Here is a 25,189-nt window from a genome sequence, read left to right as displayed (position 1 = left end):
TATCGCCGAGGTGGAGACGGAAGGTACGGTGCCCGGATTCGTACGCCCGGCGCCCGGGGCACACCACCACCCCGCTATCGGGCTCCGCGTTCCCGCGCACGCCCCCTCTTGCGGAAACTTTCTGAAAACGGGGGAAATTCACAGTGGGCGGGCATCTCATCGGTACGTCATTTCGACTGCTCATCACCGGTCGCCGAAAGGACCCCACATGGCGAACCAGTCCGTACCGTTCGACGACCTGGACCGCAAGATCGTCGCGGCCCTGGTGGCGAATGCCAGGGCGAGCTTCACGGAGATCGGCGCCGCGATCGGGCTGTCGGCGTCCGCGGTCAAGCGGCGGGTCGACCGGATGCGGGAGAACGACGTGATCACCGGCTTCACCACGACCGTGCGCCCGGCCGCCCTGGGCTGGCGGACCGAGGCGTACGTGGAGGTGTACTGCGACAGCGCGGCCCCGCCCAGGCGGCTGGCGGAGGTGGTGCGCAGCTACCCGGAGATCACCGCGGCCATGACGGTGACCGGGGGCGCCGACGCCCTGCTGCACGTCATGGCCATCGACGTGGAGCACTTCGAGGAGGTGCTGGAGCGCATCCGGACCGAGCCCTTCATCCGGAAGACCATCAGCTACATGGTGCTGTCGCACCTGATCGCGGGCAGCGCCGAGGCCGGCGCCAGCCCCGCCGCCGCGCCGCCCGGCGCGATGGACGCAATGAACGATCGCTAAACCGGCCGAAGACGCAACATCACTGCACCATCGCGCAATTTTCCTTTCTTGTGTCCCCTCTCGTCCGCTTTCTACCGTTGAATCATTCCCCGGTCCGCGGAAGCGAGAGGACTGCTCCGTGCCCCAGACCCGTGTGCCGCGCCCCCGGCGCTATCTGACCTGTCCCCCCGAATACTTCGACGTGCGGTACGCCATCAATCCCTGGATGCGCGAGGACACCGTGGTCGACACCGCACTCGCCCGCGCCCAGTGGGAGACGCTGATCCGCACCTACCGCGACCACGGCCACCGGGTGGAGACCGCCGAGCCGGTGCCGGGTCTGCCGGACATGGTGTTCGCCGCGAATTCGGCCCTGATCCTGGCGGGCCGGGTCTTCGGCTCCCGGTTCCACGCTCCCCAGCGCCGGCCGGAACAGCTCGCCTACACCTCCTGGTTCAAGGCGGCCGGATTCGAGGTGCACCAGCCGGAGGCGGTGTGCGAGGGCGAGGGCGACCTCGTGCCCGCCGGCCGGTTCGTCCTGGCCGGCACCGGGTTCCGTACGACGCGCGCCGCCCACCAGGAGGTGCAGGAGTTCTTCGGCGTGCCGGTGATCAGCCTGCTGCTGGTGGACCCGTACCTCTACCACCTGGACACCGCCCTGTTCACGCTCGACGACGAGAACATCGCCTACTACCCGGGGGCGTTCTCCCCCGGGAGCCGTGAGGTTCTGGAGCGCCTCTTCCCGGAGGCGCTGATCGCCACCCGGGACGACGCCATGGCCTTCGGGCTCAACTCCGTCTCCGACGGCCGCCACGTGTTCGTCGCCCCGCGCGCGACCGGCCTCATCGAGCAGCTCACCGACCGCGGTTACGTCCCCGTCCCCGTCGACCTGTCGGAGCTGCACAAGGCCGGCGGGGGCATCAAGTGCTGCACTCAGGAGATCCGCTGATGACCGCACCCACAACGATCGCCCAGGCCGCCGAAGCCCGTCCCGCGCGCTCCTCGGACGAGCTGATCGGCGCCGAGGAGTCCTCGCTCGCCCACACCTACCACCCGCTGCCCGTGGTCGTGTCCCGCGCCGAGGGCGTCTGGGTGTGGGACGTCGAGGGCCGCCGCTACCTCGACATGCTGGCCGGCTACTCGGCCCTCAACTTCGGCCACCGCCACCCGGCGCTCATCGAGGCCGCCCACCGCCAGCTCGACCGGCTCACCCTCACCTCGCGCGCCTTCCACAACGACCGGCTCGCCGACTTCGCGGAGGACCTGGCGCGGCTCACCGGCCTGGAGATGGTGCTGCCGATGAACACCGGCGCGGAGGCGGTGGAGAGCGGCATCAAGCTCGCCCGCAAATGGGCGTACGAGGTCAAGGGCGTCGCCCCGGACCAGGCGACCATCGTGGTGGCCGACGGCAACTTCCACGGCCGCACGACGACGATCGTGGGCTTCTCCAGCGACCCGGTGGCCCGCGACGGGTTCGGCCCGTTCGCCCCGGGTTTCCGTGTCGTCCCGTACAACGACCTCGCCGCGCTGGAGGCGGCGGTGGACGAGACCACGGCCGCCGTGCTGATCGAGCCCATCCAGGGCGAGGCGGGCGTGCTCATTCCGGACGACGGCTATCTGCCGGGGGTGCGTGAACTCACCCGGCGGGCCGGGGCGTTGTTCATCGCCGACGAGATCCAGTCCGGGCTGGGCCGCACCGGCGCCACCCTCGCCGTCGACCACGAGGCGGTACGTCCTGATGTGCTGCTGCTCGGCAAGGCGCTGGGCGGCGGCATCGTGCCGGTCTCCGCCGTGGTCGCCGACCGCGCGGTGATGGGCGTGCTGCGCCCCGGCGAGCACGGCTCCACCTTCGGGGGCAATCCGCTGGCCGCCGCCGTCGGCTCGGCCGTGGTCGACCTGCTGCGCACCGGGGAGTTCCAGGAGCGCGCCGCCGAGCTGGGCCGGGCGCTGGACGCCGGGCTGAGCGCGCTGCACGGCAAGGGCGTGACGGGCCACCGCTGCCGCGGCCTGTGGGCCGGGGTCGATGTGGACCCCGCGTTGGGCACCGGGCGCGAGATCGGGATGCGGCTGCTGCGCGAGGGCGTCCTGGTCAAGGACACCCACGGTTCGACCATCCGGCTGGCCCCGCCGCTGACCATCACCCGCGAGGAACTGGACGCGTCGCTGGCGTCGCTGGAGAAGGTACTCGGCTGACCCCACCCGAAGATTGAAGCGCCGGGCCGCATTACGTTCCATACGGCCCGGCGCTTCGTCATGTTCAATCCGTCTCCGAGATTCTTTTCCGCGCCCCGCCCAGAGCCTCCGAACCGTAGATAACGCGCAGGTCACGGCCCTTTTATGTACGTTGTTGAGTATTCGACTGTTGCGGATCTCCCGATGTGGAACACTTCCTGTCAACTCGCCGGGAAGACCTGGCGGAGGGTAGGAAGTCCTTGCAGGTCAGCATGGTTCAGAAGGCGAGCGTGCAGGGTGCGGGAAGGAGTTGCGGCTGGCGTGGACACGGAACCGGTCACGGTGACGGCCGCATACCGGGTGGACCCCGGCCGCGAAACCGAGTTCTATGGCTGGGCGATTGAGATGCTCAATGCCGCGGCAAGTCTTCCCGGATACCTGGGGGGCGGCGTCATGGGCTCCGGTCAGCTGTCCTCGGAGTGGCATGTCATCTACCGATTCGACAGGGAAGTATCCGCACAGGGATGGGAATCCTCGCTCGAGCGCGCCCGGTTGGCCACTCGGGCCGGACCCTTCGTAGAAGAAAAGGGAACTCAGCGCACCTCAGGACTGCAGAACTGGTTGAAGGGTCCGGTGCGGCCGCTGCCGCCGCCCCCCAAATGGAAGCTCTGGCTCGTGAACCTGGGCGCCGTGTTCCCTCCGGTCCTCATGTTCAACGTGCTGGTGATCCCGTTCCTCGACGGCACCAATTTCCTGCTCCGGACCCTGGCTCTGTGTCTTGGCGTGACCGCGATGGTGACCTGGCTCGTCATGCCGCGCCTGCAGCGGCTCCTCAAGAAGTGGCTCTATCCGCCGCTCCAGTCGATCCGAGGACGTCACAGGCGCATGGCGATGGACGGCCCGAAGCAAGGAGGCAAATCCGGATGGAATCGCTGAGGACGCTCCTCGTCGATAATTACGACTCGTACACGTACAACCTCTTCCATCTGCTCACCGAGGTCAACGGTGAGGAACCGGAGGTGCTTCTCAATGACGCGCCCGAATGCGCGGACATCGACCTCTCCGAGTTCGACAACATCGTGGTCTCCCCCGGCTCCGGACATCCGGCCGACGCCCGCGACTTCTCCGGCGCCGCCCGGCTGATCGAACGGGCCACCATCCCGGTGCTGGGCGTGTGCCTGGGCCACCAGGGCATCGCGCTCGGGGCCCAGGCGCGGGTGGTACCCGCCCCCCAGCCGCGGCACGGCCATCTCTCCCGGATCAAGCACGGCGGGCGCGGCATCTTCCGTGGTCTTCCCCAGGACTTCACGGCCGTTCGCTACCACTCGCTGTGCGTCGCCGAGCCGCTGCCGCTCGGTCTGCAGGGAATCGCCTGGTCCGAGGACGGCGTCCTGATGGGGCTGCGGCACCGGGCCCGGCCGCTGTGGGGCGTGCAGTTCCACCCGGAGTCGGTGCTCACCGGATACGGCCACCGGATGTTCAGCAACTTCCGCGATCTGACGATCGAGCACGCCAAGGGCGAGTCCGTGACGTCCACCGCCTCCCCCGACGAGCCTCGCAAGCCCCGCCCCCCACGCCCCAAGAAGCCGGTGGTGGCGACGAGCGCCCAGGGCGCGGACGGCGCGGAGGCCCGCACCTACCGGCTGCACGCCCGCTGGCTGGCCGACGCGACCGACACCGAGGCGGCCTTCACCCGGCTGTACGCGGACGCGCCGCGCGCCTTCTGGCTGGACAGTTCGCGGACCCAGTCCGGCGAGGCGCGCTTCTCCTTCCTCGGCGACGGGCAGGGGCCGCTGGCCGAGTTCGTGGCGTACGACACCGCCACCAAGGTGTGCGAGATCGAGCGGCCCGGCCGGCCCGCCGCCCGTTACGAGGGCAGCGTCTTCGACTATCTCAAGCGGGAGCTGGCCGCCCGCCAGATACACGCCCCGGACCTGCCCTTCGACTTCACGGGCGGCTATGTGGGCTACTTGGGCTACGAGATGAAGGCCGACTGCGGCGCCCCCGGCCGGCACGAGTCCGCCACCCCGGACGCCTGCTGGCTGTTCGCCGACCGCTTCGTCGCGGTCGACCACCAGGAGGGCGTCACCTACATCTGCTGCCTCTCCGAGGACACCCCCGACGGCCACCGCGAGGCCAAGGACTGGCTGGACGCGACGGTGACGGTGCTCTCAGGGGTGCCGGCACAGACCGAGCCCCTGCCCGCGCCGCCGCCGCTCACCACCACGGCCGCCGTCGAACCCTGGCTGGTCCGGGACCGGGAGAAGTACCTGGCCTCGATCGAGGCGAGCCTGCGCGAGCTGCGCGCCGGGGTGAGCTACGAGGTGTGCCTCACCAACTCCGCGTGGCTGCCCGCCCCGAGCGACTCGTACACCTTCTACCGGACGCTGCGCCGCTGCAACCCGGCTCCGTACGCCGCGTATCTGCGGTTCGGCGAGGCGGACGTGGCGTGCGCCTCCCCCGAGCGCTTCCTGCGGGTCACCCCGGACGGCATAGCCGAGGCCAAGCCGATCAAGGGCACGGCCCCGCGCTCCTGGGACGCCGACAAGGACGCCCGGGCGCTGGCCGCCCTCGCCACCAGCGCCAAGCCCCGGGCCGAGAACCTGATGATCGTCGACCTGCTCCGCAACGACCTGGGGCGGGTGTGCAAGCCGGGCAGTGTGTACGTCCCGCGGCTGATGAACACCGAGTCGTACGCCACCGTCCACCAGTTGGTGTCCACCGTGCGCGGCCGGCTGCGCCAGGACACCAGCACCGTCGACTGCGTACGGGCGTGCTTCCCGGGCGGCTCGATGACCGGCGCCCCCAAGCTGCGCACGATGGAGATCATCGACGCGCTGGAGACCGAGGCCCGCGGCGTGTACTCGGGCGTCCTCGGCTTCCTCAGCTGCAACGGCGCCGCCGACCTCAGCGTCGTGATCCGCACCGCGGTGTTCACCGGCGGCCGGATGCACATCGGGGCGGGCGGCGCCATCGTCCTCGACTCCGATCCGGCCGAGGAGTACGAGGAGATGCTGCTGAAGACCGCGGCGACGATGCGCGCGTACGACGCCTCGAAACAGCGGCCCGCCGGTGAGCTGGACGACCTGCTGGTGGCGGCGGTCCCGTCGCTGCCGGACTCCCCCGCGAAGGAGCTGGAACGGTGACGACTCTCCCGGATCTCTCCGACCCCGCCCTCCCAGGCCCGCCCCTCGACGCCTCCGCGCTTCCGCTGTCCGGCCCGTCGGTCTTCGTCCCGTCGGTGTCCGCCAACGTGGCCGCGCATCTGGCGGCACTCGCCGACCGGTGCGGCTGGTCGGCCCGGCCCGCCTTCCTGGAGGCGCACCGGATCTGGACCCACGGCGAGGTCCACGACCGTGCCGCGCGCGCCGCCACCGTGCTGGCGGGGCGCGGGGTGGGCGCCGGGGACCGGGTGCTGATGGCGCTGCCCGACGGCTTCATGTGGGTGGCCACGTTCCTGGCCGTCGCCCGGCTGGGGGCGACGGCGGTGCTGGTCAACCCCGGGCTCACCGCCGACGACCACCGGTTCATGGCCGAGGACTCGCGGGCCGCGCTGTGTGTCTCGGGCCCCGATCTCCAGGACCACTTCGACACCGCGCGCCGGCTCGGCGCGGACCATCTGTCGGCGCTGACGAGCCCGGACGGCATCGACGCCGCGGCCCCCGTGCGGGAGGCCGAGCCGGTGACGGCCGACGCCCCGCTGTACGTCCAGTACACCTCGGGGACCACCGGCCGTCCGAAGGCGGTGACCCACACCCATGGCCATGTGGCGGCGTACTACGACCTGGTGGGGCGGGAGGTGCTGGACATCGGTCCGGACGACGTGACGTTCTCGGTGTCCAAGCTGTTCTACGCCTACGGGTTCGGGAACGCGTTCGTCTTCCCGCTGTTCTCGGGGTCGTCCGCGGTGCTGAGCGCGCAGCGTCCAGGGCCCGGTCTCACCGACGACCTGGTGGCCCGGCACCGGGTGACCCTGCTGTACTCGGTGCCCTCCGCGTACGCCGCCCTGGTGGACGAGCGCGGCACCGGCCACACCCACTGCTTCGCCTCGGTGCGCGCGGCTGTCAGCGCGGGCGAGAGCCTGCCCCAGGGCTTGGGCGAACGGGTCGCCGAGATGCTGGGCGCCCCGGTGCTGGAGCAGATCGGCTCCACCGAGGCGGGCCACGCGTTCTGCGCGAACACCATCTGGGAGAACGCCCCCGGCACCCTGGGCCGCCCGGTGCCGTGCTTCGAACTGGAGCTGCGCGACAGCGCCGGCTCCGTGGTGGAGGCCACCGCCGACGCGGTGGCCGAGGGCGAGTTGTGGGTGCGCGGGCCGACGGTGGCCTCCGTCCGCCCGGCGGACGACGGCTGGCTCGCCACCCGGGACCGGGCCCGGCGCAACCCGGACGGCACGTACCAGCACCTGGGCCGGGTCGACGATCTGGAGATGGTCGGCGGGATCACCGTGTCCCCGCTGGAGGTCGAGGAGGTGCTGCGGCACCACCCGGCCGTGCGGGAGGTGGCGGTGGCCGCCGTCCCCGACAGCCGGGGCGCGACCCGGCTGCACGCCTTCGTGGTGCCGACCGCGCCGGTGGCCGGTGGCCGGACGGTCGACGAGCGGGCCCTGTCGGCCGATCTGATCGCGCTGGCCCGGAAGCGGCTCGCGGCGTTCAAGGCGCCGCGCACGGTGCGGGTGGTGGCGTCCCTGCCGCGGACGCAGACCGGCAAGCTGCGGCGCCATGTCGTACGGACAGGCGACTGGTGAACGGCCGTCATCCCGCCGGACGGTGCCCCGACCCCGCGCGCACCCTCGTGAACGATTCCGAACGGTAGGTACTGCATATGTTGGAGCGGCTACTCCCCGAGCGCGGGTTCTACCTCGGGCTGATGTTCCAGGAGGCCGCGGCCCGCCACGGCAGGGTCCGGGTGACGCTCGACCGGCCGCTGGACGTCGCACCGGACGCCGGTACGGACCTCGGGTACACCGATCTGGCGGATCTGGTCGACGATCTGGCCGCCCGGCTGTGGTCGGCGGGGGTGCGGCCGAGCGAGCACGTGGCGATCCACAAGAGCGACAACGTCGACATCGTGCTGCTGGCCTGCGCCGCCTCCCGGATCGGCGCGGTGCCCGCGCTGCTGTCGCCCTCGCTGGACGGCGCGGTGGCCGCGGTGCTGCTGGACCGGTTGCACGCGCCCTGGCTGGTCACCGACCGGGCCGCGCTGGAATCCACCCTGAGCGGTCTGGACACCGGGCTCGCCCGTGGCGTGCTCACGGTGGACGAGGCGCCCGGGAACGGGCACGCGGTGCCGCTCGCCGAGTACGCCGGGGTGCCGCGCCGCGCGCCCATCCGGCTGCACCCCCGCGAACCCTCGCTGATCACGCACAGCTCGGGCACCACCGGCGTCCCCAAGCTGGCGGTGCACTGCGCGCACACCATGTGGAACCGGCTCGTACCGCAGCAGGCGCTGGGGCGGGCCACCCGCGGCGAGTCCGCCGCGCTGCACATGTCGTTCGTGCACTCCCGCTTCTACCATCTGCTGGGCGTGCTGCTGCACTTCGGCAGCCCGCTGCTGCTGCTCCTCGACCCCGACCCGGCCCATGCGGGCCCCCTGCTCGCGAAACACCGGCCCGGCATCGTGGAGACCCACCCCAACACCTTCGTGCTGTGGGAGGACCTGGCCGAGGCGCCCGGACAGCCGCTGGCCAACGTACGGGCGTACGGCTCCACCTTCGACGCCATCCACCCGCGCACCGTGCAGCGGCTGCTCGGCGCGTCCCGCCGCCGCGACCCGCGGCTGGTGCAGCTGTACGGGCAGAGCGAGACCGGGCCGATCGCCTTCGGCTGGTACACCCGGCGCGGCGCGGACCGGGTGCAGGGGCGGCGGGTGGGCACCGGCATCCCCGGGTTCACCCGGGTCCGGGTGGTGGACGAGCGGGGCCGGAAGTGTCCGCCCGGTGCGCCGGGGGCCATCGAGGCCCGTACCCGCGGCCGGATCCTCACCTATCTCGGCGCCCCCGACCAGTACGCCCGCCAGGTGGACCGCGGCTGGTGGCGGATGGGCGACATGGGATACCGCGACCGCTGGGGCGCGCTGTACCTGCTCGACCGCGAGGTCGACCAGAACGCCACGGTGGACTCCAATCTGGAGATCGAGGACGAGCTGCTGTCCCGGGTCGCCGAACTCCGCGAGGTGATCATCGTCCACGGTCCCGACCTGGAGCCGGTGCCGGTGGTGTGCACCCGCGGGGACGAGCCGCTGGACGCCGACCGCTGGCGGCTGGCCACCTCGGACCTGCCGCCGCTGGCCGAACCGGTGCAGTGCCGCTTCGTGGACCTGCCCCGCACCGGCACCTGGAAGATCAAGCGGCTGGAGATCAGCCGGCTGCTGGCCGAGGGCGAACTGCCCACACTGTCCACCGCCCGGGCCCATGGCTGACCCGGCGGCGGACGCGCAGCCGGTCCTGGTGGTGGGCGCCGGGCCGGTCGGGATGACCGCGGCGCTCGCGCTGCGCGCCCGCGGCCTGCCGGTCACCGTGCTGGAGTCGGGGGCGAAGGACCGGGTGCGGCCCGGGAGCCGCGCGCTGTTCGTGCACCGGCAGTCGCTACGGCTGCTGGAGCGGGCCCGCCCGGGGCTCGGGCAGCGCATCGCGGCGTACGGCACGACCTGGCGGACCCGGCGCACCCTCTACCGCGGGCGCCAGGTGTTCGCGCGGACATATCCGGATCCCACGGGCAGCGGCGCCGGCGGTGGTGAGAAGCTCCCCGCCTTCGCGAGTCTGCGCCAGGTGGACACCGAGCGGTTTCTGTACGAGGCGTGTCTGGAGGCGGGCGTGGACTTCCGCTTCGACGCCGAGGTGACCGGGGTCGAGGCCACCGGCACCGGGGTGGAGGTGACCGCGGCGGACGGCGACGGCTGGACGGCCGGCCATGTGATCGCCGCCGACGGCGCCCGCTCCGGGGTGCGCAAGGCCCTGGGCATCCCGCTGGAGGGCACCCGTTCCGAGGGCTATCACGTGGTCGTGGACGTGGCGGATCCGGCGGGCGGGGAGTTGTCGGCCGAGCGGGTCTTCCACTACGAGCACCCCGCCGCCGGCGGCCGCACCGTGCTGCGGGTGCCGTTCACCGGCGGCTTCCAGCTCGACCTGCAGTGCGGGGCGGACGACCCGCCGGGTACGTACGACACCGAGCAGGCGGTGCGCCGCTGGCTGCCCCGGCTGGTGGGCGCGGACTGCGCGCACCATGTGCTGTGGGTGTCCCGGTACCCCTTCCTGCGCAAGGTCGCCGCGGCGTTCACCGATCCGACCGGCCGGGTGCTGCTGACGGGCGAGGCGGCCCATCTGTTCCCGCCCTTCGGGGCCCGCGGGATGAACAGCGGGATCGCGGACGCGGTCTCGGCCGCCGATGCCATATCGGTGGCATGCTCCGACCCGTCGCGGGCACCCGTGGCCGTCGGCGAGTTCGCTTCCACCCGCCGTCGTGCCGCGTTGTTCAACAGCGTGGCCGCGGGGGCGGCCCTGGACCATATGCGACCCCGCCGCTGGGCGAGGATGACCCAGCGCGCGGCGGCCACGCTGGCCCCGGTGGTCCCCCGGTGCGGTGTGTGGCTGGAGCATGCCCCGTACGGCCCCCGCGGCGGCCCGATGGCCGATGCGGCGAGGAAGTACTGACGGTGGAGGGGAACGAAGGCGTGAACACGCACACGGACATGGTGACGGCGGCCCGGGGCACCGGCCGGAGGCAGTCGCCGGAGCAGCAGCAGTGGACGCTGATGTGGCGCGAGGACGGCGGGCTGATGCCCTCCCGGCCTGTGCCCGACAGCGCGCTGCTGGCCGCCGACTCCTGGCTGGTCGACGAGGGCCGGGTGCGGGCGATCGACCACCACCACCGGCGGTTCGCCGCCGCGTGTGCCGAGGCGACGGGCGACTCCCCGGCCCGGATCGAGAGCTTCTGGCGGGACGCGGTGGCGGCGCTGCCGCGCACCGGCCGCTGGTTCCCGCGGGTCGAGCTGGCGGGTCCCGAGCCGGCCCGGCTCTATCTGCGGATACGGCCCGCACCGCCCCGGACGGCCAATGTGGCCGTCTGTCTGACCGAGGAGTTCGATCCGCGCATCCATCCGCGCCGCAAGGGACCGGATCTGTCCCTGCTGGCGCATTTGCGCCACCGGGCCGCCCAGCGCGGCGCGCAGGAGCTGATGCTCACCACTCCCTCGGGGGTGGTGCTGGAGGGGACGACGGCGAACGTCCTGTGGTGGGAGGACGACGTCCTGTGCCTGCCGCCGCCGGACCTGCCGCTGCTGGCGGGCGTCACCACGACCGTGATCCAGGAGCACGCGGCCGAGCTGGGGGTCCGTACCGAATACCGCCGGTGTCCCGCCCAGGAGCTGGACGGGCGCGAGGTGTGGCTGGTCAACGCGTTGCACGGGATCCGGCCCGTGACCGCGTGGCTCGGCCGTCCGCTGCGCGCGGGACCGGCCCTGCGCGCCGCTTCCTGGCAGAGCTGGCTCGACAGCTGTGCCGATGTCCTCATGCCGACGAACGGAGCTCACCGATGACCGCGACCGCGCCCGGTCCCCAGGCCACCACCGCCCGGCTGGAACTGAAGAAGCTGGCCCCCAAGGTGTCCGCCGCGATGGGTGCCCTGCACGCGGCGGCCGTCGAGGCGGCGCAGGAGGCGAAGGTCGAGCCCGAGCTGCTCGAACTGGTCAGAATCCGCGCCTCGCAGCTCAACGGCTGCGCGTTCTGCCTGGACATGCACACCAAGGACGCCCGGGCCCAGGGCGAGACCGAGCAGCGCATCTACGCCCTGAGCGCCTGGCGGGAGACCCCGTTCTTCACCGAGCGCGAGCGGGCCGCCCTCGCACTGACCGAAGCGGTGACCGATGTGAGGGACGGCCATGTCCCGGACGAGGTCCACCGGGCCGCGTGCGAGGTGTTCGACGAACCGCAGGTGGCGGCGTTGATCTGGGCCGCGGTCGTCATCAACGCGTACAACCGCACGGCGATCAGCGCCCGGATGGTGCCCGGCGCGTATCAGCCCGCCCTTCGCACCTGACCCACTGCCCGTCGCGCGGCGCGCCCTGGGGCACCCCCGGCGCATGGCGCGCCACGCGACGACGTCAGCACTGGCTGGAGGCCTTAGACCCATGAACACCCACGGACCGCGAGGCGCTTTCGGACCCCATCCGCCCCTGCTGGGCCGTCCGGCCCGGGGGCGCAACCCGCTGCGCAGGCGGACGGACCGGGTCCAGTCCTGGTTCGGCGTGCTCTTCCTGCTGGTTCTCGTGCTCGGCCTGCCGATGGCCGCGGTGAGCGCGGGGAACGCCGCGTACGCGTCGCAGATGAGCGTCGTGCACGCCCAGGCCGCGGCGCGGCACCAGGTCACCGCGCGGCTCGCCGAGTCCCCTCCCGGCGGGCCGCGCCAGGCGGACGCCACCGAGCTGAGGATGGCGAAGGTCGCCTGGACCGGCGACGACGGCGCCCGGCACACGGGTGTGGCCACGGTGCCCGGCGGTGCGGACGCGGGTACGGAGGTACGGGTGTGGGTGGGCCCGGACGGGGATCTCGCCCAGGAGCCCACCTCCCCCTCGACCGCGCGGACGATGGGCTGGTTCACCGGCATGCTGACCGCGGCGGCGGTGGCCGGGGCGGCGTTCGCGGGGCGGGCCCGGGTCCGGCAGGTGCTGGACCGCCGCCGGTACGCGCGCTGGGAGGCAGAGTGGAAGGTGGTGGAACCCGCGTGGTCCGGTAGGAACCGTCGCTGACCACTCTCGGCCACCGACCGCTCCTCGGCCGCTCCGCCGCGGGTCCGGCATGCGAGGTGATCGGAGCGGACGATGTCGCACACAGTGGAGTGGAAGGTCTATCTCTATCTCTTCGAGGATGAGGACGAGGGCCGGACGAAGGCGCGCGTCGAGCTGGACACCGGTGCCGCGGCGCTGACCGGCCGGGGCACGGCACGGCGCAATCCGGAGGACCGGGAGATCCCGCTGATCGGCGACGAGCTGGCCGCGGGCCGGGCGCTCAGCGATCTCGGGCAGCAGCTGCTGCGGGCCGCCGAGCACGACATCGAGAGCGAGGAGCCGCCGGCGCCGCGCAGGCCGCGGCCCGGATACGGCTGGGTGGTCTGACCCCTGCGGCTCCCTCAGCTGCCGGGGGGCCGGGTCGCGGCCGCGCCGACGTCCTCGGCGGCCTTGGCGAGCAGATCGAGCATGGCCAGCTCCGCGCGCGGGGCGTCCCTGTCGTGCACCGCGTCCAGCACCCGGCGGTGGCTGGGCACCGGGTCGTCGGCGTCGCCGTGGGCGTGCACCAGCCGGTCGCGCTCGCGCAGCCCGGGTTCCAGGACCAGATCGAACCGGGCGAGGAGTTCATTGCCGGTGGCGGCGAGCAGCGCCCGGTGGAAGGCGGCGTCGGCGTCCGCCTCGGCGGCGAGGTCGCCCCGGGCGCGTTCCATCGCGGTCAGCGCCGCGTCCAGTGCGGTCAGGTCGGCGTCGGTGCGGCGCAGCGCGGCCCGGTGGGCGGCGGCGGGCTCCACGACGGAGCGCACGTCGGTGAGGTCGCGCATCAGCCGCTCGCCGTCGCCGCCCGCCATGCGCCAGCGGATCACGTCGGCGTCCAGGAGGTTCCAGGCGGAGCGGGGGCGGACGTAGGTGCCGCGCTTCTGCCGGGCGTCGATGAGCCCCTTTCCGGCCAGCACCTTCAGGGATTCGCGCATCACAGTGAGGCTGACGTCCAGTTCGTCGCCCAGCGCCCGTACGTCCAGGACGTCGCCCTCGGCCCAGTGGCCGCCGACGATGCGGGCGCCCAGCCGCTGGACCACCTGGCCGTGCACACCGCGGCCGGAATAGGACGCCATGGGGTTCTCCTCGTCAGCGCTGGGCAGTTAGGGCAGCTGGGCATTATTTATGAATACATCTTGACACCCCCCAGGCCCGCCCGGACGATGAACCGACCTCACCGAGACGCACGCCGACCGCGGGGAGCCCCCTGTGACGCAGTCGCCGCACGCCCATCTCCCGGCCACGCTGACCATCTCCCTGTGGGACTTCAGCTGGTACACCCGTACCGGCCCGGGCGAGCCCTTCGCCGATCTGGACCGCGCCTTCGAGGACGCCGTCGCCCGCGGCTACAACACGGTACGCATCTGCGCGATGCCGTATCTGCTCTTCGGCTCGGGGTTCGACACCAGCCGGCTGCGGCTGCGTCCGCTGGGCGGCGACTACGGGCAGCGGATGCGCTGGTACGACGTGGGCGCGGTCGCCGAGATCGACGGGCGCGCCCATCTGCGGGCGCTGTTCGAGGCGGCTCTCCGGCACGACTGCTACGTCATCCTCTCCAGCTGGGAGTATCAGCAGAGCCCGTCCTTCGCCGAGGACAGCGCCTGGTTCGACGCCCTGATGGCGATCGATCCCGAGCGGCGCGCCGAGGTGCTCGCGGACGCGCTGGCCGATCTGATCGACTTCCTCGTCGTGCACGGTCTTGACGACCGGATCGCCTTCACCGAGCTGCACAACGAGGTGCAGGGGACCCGGCTCACCGACGGTCTGCGGGGCGAGGACCGGATCGTCGCGCTGCGCCCGCGGCTGGAGCGCGGTCTCGCCCGGTTCAGGGAGCGCCACCCGAACCGGCCGGTCACCGTCAACTACGCCATGGTGCCGGTCGGTTCGCTGCGCGGGGTGCCCCGCGACGTCGATGTCGCCGTGTTCCATCCGTACGTCTACGGGGTGCTCGGCGAGCTGATCGACACGTTCGCGATCCGCGACCGCGCCCGGCCCTTTCCCCAGCCGCGGGCCCGCCGGGAGCTGCTGCGCCCCGGCGCGCCCGATCTGGCGGACTGGGTGCCGCCGGAGCGCGACCGGTGGCGGCTGGCGGCCACCACGGTCGGGCCGCGGGAGATCTACGTCCACGACTGGTGCGATCCGGTCAAGTGGGACGCCTGGCTGTACGAGCGGTACGCGACCCACCGGCCGGCGATGGAGCAGAAGCTGGTCACCTGGATCGAGGCCGCCGCGGACTGGGCGGCGGACACGGGTGTGCCGCTGGTCTTCGGCGAGGGCTGGATCGGCTACACGCCGCTGCACGGCACGTTCGAGGAGGGCCCGGTGGGGGCCGCGTTCTGCCGCCGTGCGGTGAGCGAGGCGGCGCGGGTCGGGGCGTGGGGCGCGGTGGTGTGCTCCAACGCCGCGCCGCAGCACCCGATGTGGCAGGACATCCCGCTGCAGCGGGAGTGCAACGCCGTCCTGCGCGGCTGAGAGCACAGCGTCACCCCGAGGCCGTCACCACTCGGCGAACGAGCCGTCCGGGTGGCGCCAGATGGGGCCGCGCCAGTCGGGGGTGGTTCCGTCGGCGGCGCGCACGGCTTTCTCGTCGACCTCGATGCCGAGCCCGGGGGCGGTCGGGCGGTTGATGTGGCCCTCGTGGAAGCGGAACACCTCGGGGTCGACCACGTAGTCGAGGACTTCGGCGCCGTCGTTGTAGTGGATGCCGATGCTCTGTTCCTGGATCAGGAAGTTGGGGGTCGCGAAGGCGATCTGGAGGCTCGCCGCGAGCGAGACCGGGCCGAGCGGGCAGTGCGGCGCGAGGGGGATGTCGAAGACCTCGGCGAGCGAGGCGATGCGCCGCACCTCGGAGATGCCCCCGGCGTGCGAGAGGTCGGGCTGCAGCACGGCGACCCCGGCCTGGAGTGCGGGCAGCACATCGGTGCGGGAGTAGAGCCGTTCGCCGGTGGCGATGGGGACGGGCGAGGAGGCGACGAGGTCGCCGAGCAGATGGGTGTACTCGGGAAGGACCGGCTCCTCGGCGAACAGCGGGTGGTACGGGGCCAGATGGGGCAGCATCTTGCGGGCGCCCGCGGCGGTGAAGCGGCCGTGGAAGTCGACCGCGAAGTCCCGGTCAGGGCCCAGGGCCTCGCGCGCGGCGGCGGCGCGGGCCACGACGGCGTCGATGTCGGAGACGGTGGGCAGCCGGTTCATCCGCCCGGAGGCGTTCATCTTGACCGCGGTGAATCCCGCCTCGACCTGGGCGGCGACCGCCTCGCCGACCGCGCCGGGCTCGTCGCCGCCGACCCAGCTGTACGCGCGGACCCGGTCCCGTACCGGGCCGCCGAGCAGGGCGTGGACGGGGACGCCGAGGGCCTTGCCCGCGATGTCCCACAGCGCCTGGTCCAGTCCGGCGACGGCGCTGGAGAGCACCGGGCCGCCCCGGTAGAAGGAGCCCTTGGTCATGAGCTGCCAGTGGTCCTCGATCCGCGCGGGGTCCTTGCCGACGAGGAGTTCGGACAGCTCGTGGACGGCGGTGCGGACGGTGGAGGCGCGTCCCTCGACCACCGGCTCGCCCCAGCCGACGACGCCCTCGTCGGTCTCCACGCGGCACAGCAGCCAGCGGGGCGGGACGGCGAAGGTCTCGACACGGGTGATGATCACGGAAATGACTCCTCAGGAACTGGTCTTCAGCACGCTCCACCCGCCGTCGACCACCAGCGAGGCGCCGGTGACGAACGAGGCGTCGCCGCCGAGCAGGAAGGCGATGGCCCCGGCCACCTCCTCCGGACGTCCGAGGCGACGGGCGGCGGTCTGCTCGGCGCTGTTGCGCCGGTCCTCCTCGCTGATCCCGGCCCAGGCGCGGGTGAGGACGGGGCCCGGCAGGACGGCGTTGACCCGCACCGCGGGGCCGTACTCGACCGCCAGCTGGCGGGTCAGCCCGGTGAGCCCGGCCTTGCCTGCCGCGTAGGCGGGGCGGCCGGGGAGCCCGACGAGGGCGTGCACGGACGACACCAGGACCGCGCTCCCCCGGGTGGCCCGCAGGCCGGGGAGGCAGGCGCGGAAGCCGAGGAAGGCGGCGGTGAGGCCGACCGACAGCTGCCGGTTCCACTCCTCCAGGCCGATCGCGTCGGCGGGCCCGACCCGCACCGCGGTGGCATTGCTGACCAGCCCGGACACCGGCCCGTACGCCTCGGTCGCGGTACGCACCGCCGCGTCCCAGGAGGTCTCGTCGGCCACGTCGCAGTGCTGGAAGACGGCCCTGCCGCCGTCGGCGCGGATCTCCCGGGCGACGTCCTCGCCCTCCTCGCGCAGCACATCGGCGACCAGCACCCCGGCGCCGTCCGCGGCCAGCCGGCGGGCGGTGGCCGCGCCGATGCCGCCGGCGGCGCCGGTGACGATCACGCACCCGGATCCCCGAGCGGGGGAAGAAGAACTCACAGCCGATATTAAATATGAATTAATGACTGACGCCAAGGGGTCCCGCGAGCCGGGCGGAGTAAAATTCGCTGCACGTGCCAGAACGAGGCGAGAGCGCATGCGATGGGCGACAGCACCTTCCGCGGATGGCCCCACCACCTCCCCGACCTGATCGCGGAGGCCACGTGGGTGGTGGACGAGCGGGGCGTGCTGACCGGCTGGAGCCTCGGCGCGCGGAACCTCCTCGGGTACCGGGCCGAGGACGTGGTGGGACGCCCGGTGGCCGAGCTGTTCGCGGACCGAGGCCCGGGGCCGCCCCGCTTCGACACGTACACCGCCGACGGCGGCACCCCCGCGGTGCTGCGTCACCGCGACGGGCACGACGTACGCGGCGTCCTGTGGGCCCAGCCGTGGTCCCTGGGCGACGGGCGCCCCCACTGGCTGCTCCAGGCCACCGGCGAGGAGGCGGTGCGGCGCCAGGACATCGGCCGCGCGCTCCTGGACGGCCTGGGCCTGGCCTCCCCCGTGGCCCTGAGCGTCTACGACGCCCAGTTCCGCTGTCTGATGCAGAACGCCGCGCTGCGCCGACTCAGCGGCGTCCCGGACGAGGAGCGCCTCGGCCTCACCCTGGGTGAGACGGTCCCGCGGGTGGACACCTCCGGAATCGAGGCGATGCAAGCCCAGGTGCTCCGCCAGGGTGTCGCGGTCGCCGACATCGAGGTCCGGGGCCGGGTGCCCGCCGAACCGGACCGGGAGCGCGTCTGGTCCAACTCGCTCTTCCCGCTCAAGGACCGCTCCGGCGAGGTGTTCGCCGTCTGCCACGCGGTGCTCGACATCACCGAGCGGCACCGCGCCCGGGAGCGGCTCGCGGTGCTGAACGACGCCAGCGCCCGCATCGGCTCCACCCTGGATCTGCTGCACACCGCCCAGGAGCTGGCGGACGTCGCGGTGCCCCGGCTCGCGGACTTCGCCTGCGTCGACCTGATCGACTCGGTCTTCGAGGGCGAGGAGCCGCCCACCGGGGCGGTGGCGGGCGAGACCGTGTTCCGGCGCGCCGCGCACCGGTCCATCGTGCCCGGCACCCCGGAGGCGGTGGCCGACGTGGAGGACGTGGACGTCCACGCGTCCGCTCCGGACTCACCCTTCGCCCGCGCCCTCGCCACCGGCACCTCCGTCCTGGAGTCGGTTGACGGCCCCGGCCCGGTCCCCGGCTGGCTCGCCGACGATCCGAAGCGGGCCGAGGGCATCGGGCGGTGGGGCATCCACTCCTGGATGGTGGTACCGGTACGGGCGCGTGGCAGCACCCTCGGAGTGGCGGTGTTCCTTCGGCGGGAGCGCACCGACCCCTTCGAACAGGACGATCTGCTGCTGGCCGACGAGATCGTGGCCCGCGCCGCGGTCTGCATCGACAACGCCCGCCGCTACACCCGCGAACGCGGCACCGCCCTCGCCCTCCAGCGCAGCCTGCTCCCCCAGCGGCAGCCGGTCCAGGCGGCGGTGGAGGCCCGGTCGCGCTATCTGCCGGCCGGCAGCCGGCTGGGGGTGGGCGGCGACTGGTTCGAGGTGATCCCGCTGTCCGGCGCCCGGGTGGCGCTCGTCGTGGGGGACGTCGTCGGCCACGGGATGAAGGCCGCCGTCACCATGGGGCGGCTGCGCACCGCCGTCCGCACCCTGGCCGATCTCGACCTTCCCCCCGACGAACTGCTCGCCCATGTCGACGACCAGGTGCGGCGGCTGGTCGACGAACAGGCCGCCGAGGGCCAGGAGTCCGGCGACGCCGCCGACCCCGCGGCCGGTTTCGCCTCCGAACCGGCCATCGACGCCTGGGCCTTCGGCGCCACCTGTGTGTACGCGGTCTACGACCCGGCTACCCGGCGCCTCACCTTCGCCCGGGCCGGCCATCCCCCGCCCGCCGCCCTCACCCCCGGCGGCCGGGCCGAGTTCCTGGACTCCCCGAACGGGCCCCCGCTGGGCGTGGGCGGGCTGCCGTTCGAGGCCACCGAGGTCGAGCTGCCCGACCAGAGCCTGCTCGTGTTCTACACCGACGGCCTGGTGGAGTCGCGCGACCACGACATCGACGCCGGGCTCGACCGGCTGCGCCGCACCCTGGACGACGGCTGCCGCGATCTGTCGCCGGACGAGGTGTGCGACACCGTCGTCTCCCGGCTGATCCCCGGCCATCCGTCCGACGACGTGGCGCTGCTGGTGGCGCGTACCCGGGCGCTGAGCGACGACCGCTGCGCCGCCTGGGACCTGCCCGCCGAGCCCGCGGTCGTCTCCCGGGCCCGGGCCCAGGTGGCGCGCCAGCTGTCCCAGTGGCAGCTGGGCCATCTCGTGGCCACCACCCAGGTCGTGGTCACCGAGCTGCTCACCAACGCGATCGTGCACGCCCGCAGCCCGATCCGACTGCGGCTGGTCAGGAACCAGTCGCTGATCTGCGAGGTGTCCGACAGCAGCGCGGCCGCCCCGCATCTGCGCCGGGCGGGCCGGATGGACGAGGGCGGCCGCGGCCTGTTCCTCATCGCCCAGCTCAGCCGGCGCTGGGGCACCCGGTACTCCGGCGACCGCAAGACCGTCTGGGCCGAGCAGCCGCTGACCGGTCCCTGCCGGTAGCCACTTTCGGTACACACCCGCCCCGGCGGGTACGAGATGCGGATGTGAGCGCTTCTCTCCCCGGTCCGGCCACGCGCCGCGCTCTGCTGGCGGGTTCGGTCGGCAACCTCATCGAGTGGTACGAGTTCGGTGTCTACGGCTTCTTCGCGACGGTCATCGCCGCGAACTTCTTCACCCCCGAGGGCGGCAGCGCCCTCGAGGGCCTGGTCAAGACCTACGCCTCGTTCGGGCTCGCGTTCTTCTTCCGGCCCATCGGCGCCGCCGTCTTCGGCAGCGTCGGCGACCGGATCGGACGGCGCCCGACCCTGATCCTGGTGCTGCTGCTGATGACCGGCGCCACCACGCTCATCGGACTGCTGCCCACGTACGACACGGTCGGCGCCGCCGCCCCGTGGCTGCTGACCCTGGTGCGGATCCTGCAAGGGCTGTCCGCGGGCGGGGAGTTCGGCGGCGCGGTGTCGATCATGACGGAGTTCGCTCCGCCGGGGCGCCGCGGGCTGTACGGGGCGTGGCAGTCGTTCACGGTCGCGCTGGGGCTGCTCGCGGGTGCCGGGACGGCCGCCGTCCTGGCCACCGCGCTGAGCGAGGAGGCTTTGCGCGACTGGGGCTGGCGGCTGCCGTTCCTGCTGGCCCTGCCGATCGGGCTGTCCGCGCTGTGGCTGCGGCTGAGGCTGGAGGAGACCCCGTCGTTCCGGGAGACGAGCGGACGGACCGGCGCGGCGCGCCTCCCGGTCGCCGCGCGCCGCGAGGCGGCCCGGGCCGTCCTGCTCGGCGCCGGGCGCGTCATGGGCTGGGCCGCGGCCGGGTACACCTTCCTCGTCGTCATGCCCTCGTATCTGCAGTCCACCCTGGACGCCACCTTTCGGCAGGCGCTGATCGCCACCGTGGTGGCCAACGCCGGGTTCGCGGCCGCCATCCTCCCGGCGGGGCTGCTCAGCGACCGGATCGGCCGACGCCCCGTCATGCTGACCGGCGCCGCCCTGATCACCGTGCTCGCCTTCCCGCTGCTCAATCTCCTTCAGGATCCGGGAAGTTCGGCCCTCGCCCAGGGCGTGGCCGTCTTTGTGGCAGGCGCGGTGGTGGGACTGATGGCGGGTCCCGGCCCGGCGATGCTCGCCGAGATGTTCCCGACCCGGGTCCGGTACACGGGACTCGGGCTGGCGTACGCGCTGTCGAACGCCGTGTTCTCGGGGTGCGCGGGGCTGATCATCACCGAGGCGATCAAACGGACCGGCGAGGCGGACATCCCCGCGTACTACGTGGCGGTGACCGGCGCCCTCAGCGTGATCGCCCTCGCCACCCTGCGCGGCGACACCCACCGGGGCACGCTGCGGGAGGAGGAGCGGCACCCGCCCCGGGACGAGACGGAGGAGGAGACCCCTTGCGCGTGATCGGACTGATGTCGGGCACATCCCATGACGCGGTGGACGCGGCGGCCGCCGATCTGGCCCTCGACGGCGACACCCTGGTGCTCGCCCCGCTGGGCCTGATCAGCGCCGCCTATCCGGACGCGTTACGCGCGGGCTTGAGCGCCGCGCTGCCACCGGCGGCGACCACCATGGCGGACGTGTGCGCGCTCGACACCCGTATCGGCCAGGCTTTCGCCCGGCTCGCCGTCCGCGCCGACCGGGAGCTGTGCGACGGACGGGCCGACCTGATCAGCTCGCACGGCCAGACCGTGTACCACTGGGCCGAGGAGGGCCGGGTGCACGGCACCCTCCAGCTCGGGCAGCCCGCCTGGATCGCCGAGGCCACCGGCGTCCCGGTCGTCTCCGATCTGCGCAGCCGGGACGTGGCCGCGGGCGGCCAGGGCGCGCCGCTGGTCAGCCTGGTCGACACGCTGTGGCTGCGCGGGCGGCCCGGGGTGTGCACCGCCCTGAACCTGGGCGGCATCGCCAACCTCACCGTCGTCCCCCGGGCCGGTGAGCCGCTGGCGTTCGACACCGGCCCCGCGAACGCCCTCATCGACGCGGCGGTGCGGGATCTGACGGACGGCCGGCAGGACCACGACGCGGACGGCGCCCGCGCGGCACGCGGCACCGTCCATTCCGGACTGCTGGAGCGGCTGCTGGCCGAGCCGTACTACGCGCTGCCACCGCCCAAGACGACCGGCAAGGAACTGTTCCATCTCCCCTATCTGCGGACCGCGTTGGCGGCCACGGGCCCGGTGGCGGGCGACGATGTCGTCGCCACCGTCACCGAGCTGACCGCCCGTACCGTGGCCGACGCGGCGCGCTCCGTCCACGCCACCGAGGTGGTCGCCTCGGGCGGCGGCGTCCGCAACCCCAGCCTGATGGCCACGCTCCGCCGCGACCTCGGTGCCGTCGCCCTGCGGGTCTCCGACGAGCTGGGGCTTCCGGCGGCGGCCAAGGAGGCGTACGCCTTCGCCGTGCTGGGCTTCCTGACCGCCCACGGCCTGGCCGGCACGGTGCCGAGCTGCACCGGCGCCCGGCACCCGGGCGTCCTGGGGTCGATCACCCCGGGACGGCGGCCGCTCGTGCTGCCGCCTCCGGACCGGCCGGCACCGTCCCGGCTGGAGATCTTCCGCCGGTGAGGACGGTCCTCAGTCCTCCGGGATCTCCATCCGGAGGCCCCGGGGCGGCTGCTGTTCGAACCACACCAGCTTGCCGGTGCTCAGCAGGGTCGCACCCCAGCGCCGGGAGAGCTCGTTGACCAGGAACAGTCCGCGGCCGCCCTCGTCACCCGGGCGTGCGTGGGTGAGCCGGCGGGCCCGGCCGGCGGTCTGCGGCTTCGGCTCCAGGAACCAGGAGGCGACGTTGTACGACGGGATGCCATCGAAGCGGGCGGCGAGCAGCGCGATGTCGTCGTCCCGGTTCCTGGATCCGACGCGGCCCACCGCCGCGTCGCAGCTTCCTCAGCCGCCTCTTCGGCACCGGAGGAAGATCTGCTCCTCGGGCGGGATGTCCGAGGAGGCCGGTGCGTAAGCGTAGGACGACTCGCCGATGATCTCGAAGCGGGCCGCTTCGACGACTTCGCGCAGATCGTCCCGGAGATAGCCGGTGACCCGGATGGTGGAGCGGAGGAACGGGATCGCGAAGTCGTCCACGTCGGCCTCCACCATCGACAGGGCGAACAGCCCGCCGGGCGGCAGCAGGCGGCGGATGGTGCCCAGCGCGAGCGGGATCTCGGCGCGGGGCAGCATCAACAGGGAGAAGAACGCCGCGACCGCGTCGAACCGGCCGAGATAGACCGGGCCTCCGGGACGCAGGTCGGCGATGTCCACCTGGTGGAAGTCGGCGCCCGGGACATAGGACCGGGCGAGCCGCAGCATTCCGGCGGACAGGTCGACACCCGTGACCCGCAGGCCCGCGCCGATCAGCTGGCGCGCGGTCGGCAGCCCGGTGCCGCAGCCCAGATCGAGCACCCGGGATCCGCGCGGGAGCCGGCCGATCAGCCACTCGCCGGCGGCGAGCTGGCCATCCTTGTGCGGGAACGCCTCGTCGTAGCGGTCGCCGATGGCGTCGAACGCCTCGGCCTGACCGGTGCGGTCGAGCCGAATGTTCCCGTAGCCGGTGTCGCCGGTCCCGTTGCTCACGCACACATCCCCGCAGGTTTGGACGTCACCCCATTCTCCTCATATTCCGGGCGGGCACCATGGCCTGGGCACGACTTCCGGGGCACACCTTCCGGGGCGGTCAGCCGGCGCTGCCCTTCGGCTTCTCGTCGTCCACGATCTCCGCGTCCACCACCTCGTCGCCGTCCGGGTGGGGCTGGTCCTGGCCCGCTTCCCCGCCGCCCCCGTCCGGGGTCCCGGACTGCTGCTGTGCCTGGGCGTAGAGGGCGGTGCCGATCTTCTGTCCGACGGTGGCGGCCTTGTCGGTGGCGTCCCGGATCGCGGCGGTGTCCTCGCCCTTCAGCGCCTCCTTCAGCTCCGCGACCGCCCTCTCGGCCTCCTCCCGGACGTCCCCCGGCACCTTCCCGGCCTGGTCACGCAGCAGCTTCTCGGTCTGGTACACGAGGGATTCGGCCTGGTTGCGGGTCTCGGCGGCCTCGCGGCGCTTGTGGTCCTCCTCCGCGTAACTCTCGGCCTCGCGCATCATGCGGTCGATGTCGTCCTTCGGCAGCGCGGAGCCGCCGGTGACGGTCATCCGCTGTTCCTTGCCGGTGCCCAGGTCCTTGGCGGAGACGTGCATGATGCCGTTCGCGTCGATGTCGAAGGCCACCTCGATCTGCGGCACACCGCGGGGGGCGGGCGGCAGCCCCGTCAGCTCGAACATCCCGAGCTTCTTGTTGTACGCGGCGATCTCGCGCTCGCCCTGGAACACCTGGATCTGCACCGACGGCTGGTTGTCCTCGGCCGTCGTGAAGACCTCCGAGCGCTTGGTCGGAATGGTCGTGTTGCGCTCGATCAGCTTGGTCATGATGCCGCCCTTGGTCTCGATGCCGAGGGACAGCGGGGTGACGTCCAGCAGCAGGACGTCCTTGACCTCACCCTTCAGGACACCGGCCTGGAGGGACGCGCCGATGGCCACGACCTCGTCCGGGTTGACGCCCTTGTGCGGCTCCTTGCCGGTCAGCTCCTTGACCAGGCCCGTCACCGCGGGCATCCGGGTCGAGCCGCCGACCATGATCACATGGTCGATGTCGGAGATCTTGACCCCGGCGTCCTTGATCGCCTGGTGGAAGGGGGCCTTGCAGCGCTCCAGCAGGTCCTCGGTCAGCTGCTGGAACTGCGAGCGGGTGAGCTTCTCGTCCAGGTGCAGCGGGCCCTCGGCGGACGCGGTGATGTAGGGCAGGTTGATCGCGGTCTCGGTCGCCGCGGACAGCTCGATCTTGGCCTTCTCGGCGGCCTCGCGCAGCCGCTGCACGGCCATCTTGTCCTTGGAGAGATCGACCCCGTACGCGTTCTTGAACTGCTTCACCAGGTGGTCGACGACGCGCTGGTCCCAGTCGTCGCCGCCGAGGTGGGTGTCGCCGTTGGTGGCCTTGACCTCCACGACCCCCTCGCCGATCTCCAGCAGCGAGACGTCGAAGGTGCCGCCGCCGAGGTCGAAGACCAGGATCCGCTGGTCGTTCTCCCGGTCCAGCCCGTAGGCGAGAGCCGCCGCGGTGGGCTCGTTGATGATCCGCAGCACCTTCAGCCCGGCGATCTCGCCCGCCTCCTTGGTGGCGGTGCGCTGGCTGTCGTTGAAGTACGCGGGGACGGTGATGACGGCGTCCGTGACGTCCTCGCCGAGGTAGGCCTCCGCGTCGCGCTTGAGCTTCTGCAGCACCCGCGCGGAGATCTCCTGGGCCGTGTAGCGCTTGCCGTCCACGTCGCCCGTGGCCGGGAAGCGCCAGCGGTCCTCCCCCATGTGGCGCTTGACCGACCGGGCGGTGCGGTCCACGTTGGTCACCGCCTGACGCTTGGCGACCTCGCCGACCAGCACCTCGCCGTTCTTGGCGAAGGCGACCACCGAGGGGGTGGTCCGGGCGCCCTCGGTGTTGGTGATGACGGTGGGCTCACCGCCCTCGAGGACCGAGACCACGGAGTTCGTCGTCCCCAGGTCGATACCGACTGCGCGGGTCATGTCGAACCACCTC

At 72.6% G+C, this 25,189-nt stretch carries 21 protein-coding genes and 1 pseudogene; 16 read left to right on the top strand and 6 right to left on the bottom strand.

From position 1 onward, the window contains the following. Window positions 1-208 precede the first annotated feature (208 nt). The 12 genes from ACH4SI_RS19390 (at window position 209) to ACH4SI_RS19335 (ending at window position 12,985) form a co-directional block, all read left to right on the top strand. Complete coding sequence (locus tag ACH4SI_RS19390; protein ID WP_398297064.1) at window positions 209-724, top strand: Lrp/AsnC family transcriptional regulator; 516 nt, start codon at window positions 209-211, stop codon at window positions 722-724. 118 nt (window positions 725-842) lie between these two features. Next, entirely contained in the window at window positions 843-1,652 is an 810-nt protein-coding gene (gene ddaH / locus ACH4SI_RS19385) for a dimethylargininase (protein ID WP_398297062.1), read from the top strand. Further along, the gene (rocD, locus tag ACH4SI_RS19380) at window positions 1,652-2,896 is read left to right on the top strand and encodes an ornithine--oxo-acid transaminase (RefSeq protein ID WP_398297060.1); all 1,245 of its coding nucleotides are present in this window, start codon (window positions 1,652-1,654) and stop codon (window positions 2,894-2,896) included. Before ddaH ends, rocD begins: the two co-directional genes overlap by 1 nt. A 300-nt stretch (window positions 2,897-3,196) precedes the next feature. Beyond that, window positions 3,197-3,811: a hypothetical protein gene (locus ACH4SI_RS19375; RefSeq protein WP_398297058.1), complete on the top strand. Its 615-nt coding sequence runs from the start codon at window positions 3,197-3,199 to the stop codon at window positions 3,809-3,811. Next, window positions 3,799-6,021 (top strand): aminodeoxychorismate synthase component I, encoded by a 2,223-nt coding sequence (pabB, locus tag ACH4SI_RS19370; protein ID WP_398297056.1) that lies wholly within the window; start codon window positions 3,799-3,801, stop codon window positions 6,019-6,021. The genes ACH4SI_RS19375 and pabB overlap by 13 nt, the downstream gene beginning before the upstream one ends. 95 nt (window positions 6,022-6,116) lie before the next feature. Further along, window positions 6,117-7,622: an AMP-binding protein gene (locus tag ACH4SI_RS19365; RefSeq protein ID WP_398297130.1), complete on the top strand. Its 1,506-nt coding sequence runs from the start codon at window positions 6,117-6,119 to the stop codon at window positions 7,620-7,622. A 77-nt stretch (window positions 7,623-7,699) separates the two neighbouring features. Next, window positions 7,700-9,295 (top strand): class I adenylate-forming enzyme family protein, encoded by a 1,596-nt coding sequence (locus tag ACH4SI_RS19360; protein WP_398297054.1) that lies wholly within the window; start codon window positions 7,700-7,702, stop codon window positions 9,293-9,295. Beyond that, window positions 9,288-10,526: an FAD-dependent oxidoreductase gene (locus ACH4SI_RS19355; RefSeq protein ID WP_398297052.1), complete on the top strand. Its 1,239-nt coding sequence runs from the start codon at window positions 9,288-9,290 to the stop codon at window positions 10,524-10,526. The genes ACH4SI_RS19360 and ACH4SI_RS19355 overlap by 8 nt, the downstream gene beginning before the upstream one ends. Before the next feature lie 38 nt (window positions 10,527-10,564). Further along, window positions 10,565-11,410, top strand: coding sequence for an aminotransferase class IV (locus ACH4SI_RS19350; RefSeq protein WP_398297128.1), 846 nt, complete (start codon window positions 10,565-10,567; stop codon window positions 11,408-11,410). Then, entirely contained in the window at window positions 11,407-11,910 is a 504-nt protein-coding gene (locus ACH4SI_RS19345) for a carboxymuconolactone decarboxylase family protein (protein ID WP_398297050.1), read from the top strand. The genes ACH4SI_RS19350 and ACH4SI_RS19345 overlap by 4 nt, the downstream gene beginning before the upstream one ends. Window positions 11,911-12,001: 91 nt before the next feature. Beyond that, window positions 12,002-12,619, top strand: a complete 618-nt coding sequence (locus tag ACH4SI_RS19340) for a hypothetical protein (protein WP_398297048.1) — start codon at window positions 12,002-12,004, stop codon at window positions 12,617-12,619. Window positions 12,620-12,691: 72 nt separating this feature from the next. Beyond that, window positions 12,692-12,985 (top strand): DUF1876 domain-containing protein, encoded by a 294-nt coding sequence (locus ACH4SI_RS19335; protein WP_398297046.1) that lies wholly within the window; start codon window positions 12,692-12,694, stop codon window positions 12,983-12,985. Window positions 12,986-12,999: 14 nt separating this feature from the next. Here ACH4SI_RS19335 and ACH4SI_RS19330 read toward each other — a convergent pair whose 3' ends face one another. Then, complete coding sequence (locus ACH4SI_RS19330) at window positions 13,000-13,710, bottom strand: FadR/GntR family transcriptional regulator (protein ID WP_398297044.1); 711 nt, start codon at window positions 13,708-13,710, stop codon at window positions 13,000-13,002. Between the two features lie 133 nt (window positions 13,711-13,843). Here ACH4SI_RS19330 and ACH4SI_RS19325 point away from each other — a divergent pair, with 133 nt between their 5' ends. Then, the gene (locus tag ACH4SI_RS19325) at window positions 13,844-15,106 is read left to right on the top strand and encodes a cellulase-like family protein (RefSeq protein ID WP_398297042.1); all 1,263 of its coding nucleotides are present in this window, start codon (window positions 13,844-13,846) and stop codon (window positions 15,104-15,106) included. A gap of 24 nt (window positions 15,107-15,130) precedes the next feature. On the opposite strand, the gene dgoD is transcribed toward ACH4SI_RS19325, so the two are convergent. Together dgoD and ACH4SI_RS19315 are read right to left on the bottom strand one after the other, a co-directional pair. Continuing rightward, complete coding sequence (gene dgoD, locus ACH4SI_RS19320) at window positions 15,131-16,276, bottom strand: galactonate dehydratase (RefSeq protein WP_398297040.1); 1,146 nt, start codon at window positions 16,274-16,276, stop codon at window positions 15,131-15,133. 12 nt (window positions 16,277-16,288) lie between these two features. After that, window positions 16,289-17,017, bottom strand: a complete 729-nt coding sequence (locus ACH4SI_RS19315) for an SDR family NAD(P)-dependent oxidoreductase (RefSeq protein WP_398297038.1) — start codon at window positions 17,015-17,017, stop codon at window positions 16,289-16,291. Between the two features lie 138 nt (window positions 17,018-17,155). Here ACH4SI_RS19315 and ACH4SI_RS19310 point away from each other — a divergent pair, with 138 nt between their 5' ends. Genes ACH4SI_RS19310 through ACH4SI_RS19300 form a run of 3 tightly spaced genes read left to right on the top strand, consistent with a single transcriptional unit; the run spans window position 17,156 to window position 22,199 of the window. Continuing rightward, window positions 17,156-19,645 carry a SpoIIE family protein phosphatase gene (locus ACH4SI_RS19310; protein WP_398297036.1) on the top strand — a complete coding sequence of 830 codons (2,490 nt, stop codon included), beginning with the start codon at window positions 17,156-17,158 and terminating at the stop codon, window positions 19,643-19,645. 44 nt (window positions 19,646-19,689) lie between these two features. Next, a complete protein-coding gene (locus ACH4SI_RS19305) occupies window positions 19,690-21,036 on the top strand; it encodes an MFS transporter (RefSeq protein ID WP_398297034.1) in 1,347 nt (448 codons plus the stop codon). After that, a complete protein-coding gene (locus ACH4SI_RS19300) occupies window positions 21,027-22,199 on the top strand; it encodes an anhydro-N-acetylmuramic acid kinase (RefSeq protein WP_398297032.1) in 1,173 nt (390 codons plus the stop codon). Before ACH4SI_RS19305 ends, ACH4SI_RS19300 begins: the two co-directional genes overlap by 10 nt. Before the next feature lie 9 nt (window positions 22,200-22,208). Here the strand turns inward: ACH4SI_RS19300 and ACH4SI_RS19295 are convergent. The 3 genes and pseudogenes from ACH4SI_RS19295 to dnaK form a co-directional block, all read right to left on the bottom strand. Next, window positions 22,209-22,514 (bottom strand): annotated as a pseudogene (locus ACH4SI_RS19295) (ATP-binding protein); the annotation flags it as partial. Between the two features lie 6 nt (window positions 22,515-22,520). Continuing rightward, window positions 22,521-23,207 carry a class I SAM-dependent DNA methyltransferase gene (locus ACH4SI_RS19290; protein WP_398297030.1) on the bottom strand — a complete coding sequence of 229 codons (687 nt, stop codon included), beginning with the start codon at window positions 23,205-23,207 and terminating at the stop codon, window positions 22,521-22,523. Between the two features lie 94 nt (window positions 23,208-23,301). Next, a complete protein-coding gene (dnaK, locus tag ACH4SI_RS19285; RefSeq protein WP_398297028.1) occupies window positions 23,302-25,176 on the bottom strand; it encodes a molecular chaperone DnaK in 1,875 nt (624 codons plus the stop codon). Between the last annotated feature and the right edge of the window lie 13 nt (window positions 25,177-25,189).

Source organism: Streptomyces sp. NPDC021212, assembly GCF_044332925.1.
Lineage (GTDB): Bacteria > Actinomycetota > Actinomycetes > Streptomycetales > Streptomycetaceae > Streptomyces.
This window is presented reverse-complemented; position numbering and strand designations above follow the sequence as displayed.

Bases quoted from the DNA above. Each gene is read 5' to 3' on its own strand.
- rocD (WP_398297060.1), top strand. From the start codon at position 1,652: ATGACCGCACCCACAACGATCGCCCAGGCCGCCGAAGCCCGTCCCGCG.
- dnaK (WP_398297028.1), bottom strand. From the start codon at position 25,176: ATGACCCGCGCAGTCGGTATCGACCTGGGGACGACGAACTCCGTGGTC.
- ACH4SI_RS19355 (WP_398297052.1), top strand. From the start codon at position 9,288: ATGGCTGACCCGGCGGCGGACGCGCAGCCGGTCCTGGTGGTGGGCGCC.
- pabB (WP_398297056.1), top strand. From the start codon at position 3,799: ATGGAATCGCTGAGGACGCTCCTCGTCGATAATTACGACTCGTACACG.
- ACH4SI_RS19310 (WP_398297036.1), top strand. From the start codon at position 17,156: ATGGGCGACAGCACCTTCCGCGGATGGCCCCACCACCTCCCCGACCTG.
- ACH4SI_RS19350 (WP_398297128.1), top strand. From the start codon at position 10,565: ATGGTGACGGCGGCCCGGGGCACCGGCCGGAGGCAGTCGCCGGAGCAG.
- ACH4SI_RS19330 (WP_398297044.1), bottom strand. From the start codon at position 13,710: ATGGCGTCCTATTCCGGCCGCGGTGTGCACGGCCAGGTGGTCCAGCGG.
- ACH4SI_RS19345 (WP_398297050.1), top strand. From the start codon at position 11,407: ATGACCGCGACCGCGCCCGGTCCCCAGGCCACCACCGCCCGGCTGGAA.
- ACH4SI_RS19335 (WP_398297046.1), top strand. From the start codon at position 12,692: ATGTCGCACACAGTGGAGTGGAAGGTCTATCTCTATCTCTTCGAGGAT.
- ACH4SI_RS19340 (WP_398297048.1), top strand. From the start codon at position 12,002: ATGAACACCCACGGACCGCGAGGCGCTTTCGGACCCCATCCGCCCCTG.
- ACH4SI_RS19390 (WP_398297064.1), top strand. From the start codon at position 209: ATGGCGAACCAGTCCGTACCGTTCGACGACCTGGACCGCAAGATCGTC.
- ACH4SI_RS19360 (WP_398297054.1), top strand. From the start codon at position 7,700: ATGTTGGAGCGGCTACTCCCCGAGCGCGGGTTCTACCTCGGGCTGATG.